2 protein-coding genes and 1 pseudogene are annotated in these 2,665 nt (G+C 49.0%); all 3 read right to left on the reverse strand.

Translation table 11 applies throughout. The features are described from left to right. Positions 1 to 170 (reverse strand): annotated as a pseudogene (locus DBO31_RS08780) (anthranilate phosphoribosyltransferase); the annotation flags it as partial. Positions 171 to 188: 18 nt separating this feature from the next. Further along, positions 189 to 761: an aminodeoxychorismate/anthranilate synthase component II gene (locus DBO31_RS08785; RefSeq protein ID WP_059076588.1), complete on the reverse strand. Its 573-nt coding sequence runs from the start codon at positions 759 to 761 to the stop codon at positions 189 to 191. After that, positions 761 to 2,227, reverse strand: coding sequence for an anthranilate synthase component I family protein (locus DBO31_RS08790; RefSeq protein WP_150824961.1), 1,467 nt, complete (start codon positions 2,225 to 2,227; stop codon positions 761 to 763). Before DBO31_RS08790 ends, DBO31_RS08785 begins: the two co-directional genes overlap by 1 nt. Positions 2,228 to 2,665 lie beyond the last annotated feature (438 nt).

Genomic DNA, 2,665 nt, shown 5'->3' on the forward strand with positions numbered 1-2,665 from the left:
ATTTCATCAATGGTTTCTGCTTTCGTACTCTTTGTAGAAAGCGCGGAAAGAAAAGCCGCATTCTGCGTCGGCGTCGTTTCCCCTTTCATGATTTCCAGCATGACCGTTTTGGCTTCATCGTACGTCAGGTCACCTTTGCTGACAATTTTAATAATCGCTTCTTTAATCATGATAAATCCCCCTCTGTCCTATATATGCATATTTAAGAAATTTTGTATCATAATCGGTCCCTGCGGTGTCAGGATAGATTCCGGATGAAACTGCAGGCCATATGTCGGATAGTCCTTGTGGCGCACAGCCATGATTTCCCCATCTTCCGTCCGGGCAAGAACCTGTAATTCATCGGGCAGCGTATCCGGATCCAGCGCCAGTGAGTGATACCGGCCCACATCGATACGTTTGCCGAGGCCGGAAAACAATGGATCTTCCGTGTCAACTTCCACGATGGACTGCTTGCCATGCATCAATTCTTTGGCGTAGGTAATCGTACCGCCATAGGCTTCACATAATGCCTGATGGCCCAGGCAGACGCCGAGGAGTGGCACTTTGCCGGTAAAATAGGTAATGGCCTGTTCACAGATTCCTGCATCGGCCGGTCTTCCCGGTCCCGGAGAAATGATGATGTGGTCCGGCTTCATGGCAGCAATCTCTTCTACCGTCTTTTCATCATTGCGGATGGCCAAAATATCCGGGTCGAATTGTCCCAGGAGCTGATACAAATTATAGGTAAAACTATCATAGTTATCGATGAGTACAATCATTAGTCTATCCCTCCATCGGCCTTTTCCAGTGCGAGTACGACGGCTTTTGCCTTATTGATGCATTCCTGATGTTCTTGTTCCGGAACGCTGTCCGCTACGATGCCGGCACCAGAGCAGACGAAGACGTGATTTTTTTTCTTGTACGCCAGGCGGATGCCAATGCAGCAGTCCATGTTTCCCGTAAAATCGATATAGCCGATGGCCCCTCCGTAGACGCCCCGTTTATGACCTTCCAGTTCATCAATGATTTCACAGGCCCGGATTTTGGGAGCTCCGGAAAGCGTCCCTGCCGGCAGCACGGAAGCAATGGCATCGACAGCCGTCTTGTCTGGCCGTATCCGGCTGTGCACAGTCGAACCGATATGCATGATATGGGAGAAGCGGAGTACGTCGAGATATTTTTCTACGTGGACACTGCCAAACTCGCTGATGCGTCCCAGATCATTCCGCCCCAGATCGACGAGCATATTATGTTCTGCCAGTTCTTTGGCGTTATGGAGCAATTCCTGTTCCAATGCCTGATCCTCTTCCTGTGTCTTTCCCCTGGGCCGCGAACCAGCCAGCGGGAAAGTAAATAAGTTGCCATCTTCCAGACGGGTCAGTGTTTCCGGTGATGAGCCGGCCAGTTCGATTTCATCACCAGAAAAGAAGAACATATACGGCGATGGATTCAGCGTGCGCAATACGCGGTATGTATCGAGCAGGCTGCCTTCGGCTTCGGCCATCATGCGGTTGGAGAGGACGACCTGGAAAATATCGCCTTCCCGGATATATTCCTTTCCTTTTTCCACCATGCGGCAGTATTCGTCTTTCGTAAAAAGAGGCTTAAATTCACTTTTGAGTGTAAGTGGAATATTCCGGGCTGTTTCCCCTTTGCGTATGAGTACTTCCATGCGCTGTAATTCCAGCATAGCCCGATTATAATTTTCATCAGCCGATTCCAGCCGTACGTTGACGATAAGGTAAATCTGTTGTTTGAGATTGTCGAAGACGATGACCTTATCAAACAGCATGAGGTCAAAATCATTAAATCCATCATCATCTTTTGCCTGCAGATTCAGGGATGGTTCGGCGTATTTGATGAAATCATAGGCAAAATATCCGACAAGCCCGCCTGTAAAGGGCGGCATGCCATCGATACGCGGTGCTTTATTATCATCCAGGATCTGACTGATGAACGTTTCGGGATGCTGCGAGCGGACCGTAACTTCTGCCCCGGTCTTGATATGAACGACGCCGTCCTTGCAATAAATACCCATCTGTGGATCGTATCCGATAAAACTGTACCGACCCCAGCGCTGGCTGTCTTCCATACTTTCCAGCAGGTAGCAGTGAGAACTGACATTCTTGACGATGCGCAGCACTTCGACTGGCGTACGTACGTCAGCATATATACTGCGGCACAACGGTACGACTTTATATGTGCCGGCATATTGTTTTATTTCTTCCAGACTCAGCGTTTCCATTGGGACCTCCTCCATTCAGACACCAAAAAACCGCCCCTGACAATTGTATATATTGTCAAGGACGGTTAACTTATACCGCGGTGCCACCTTGCTTCAGGATCTGACTCCTGCTCTCGACGGAATACCATCATATTCCCGGCAACTGACGTATGCCTCCACGTCGCAGAATACTCGGCATCAGCCTTTGACTGCGCCCTCAGCGGTCCATTTAACAAGCTGCTTACGGCCGGCTCTCAGCACCCCGGCTCTCTGTACGTGCACGTCATGTTTTTACTTCCGCCTCAAAGGTTTTGGGACGATGTTCATTTGATGTACCAAATCATACACCGGGATACGAGCCTTGTCAAGTACCAGAAGACGAAGTAAAACGTGATACGCACAAATTTATTTTTATGCGCCACAAAACCGGTATCAGCGATATGAAAAAATGTATGTATG

It is taken from the genome of Megasphaera sp. DJF_B143, from assembly GCF_900320625.1.
Lineage (GTDB): Bacteria > Bacillota > Negativicutes > Veillonellales > Megasphaeraceae > Megasphaera > Megasphaera hexanoica.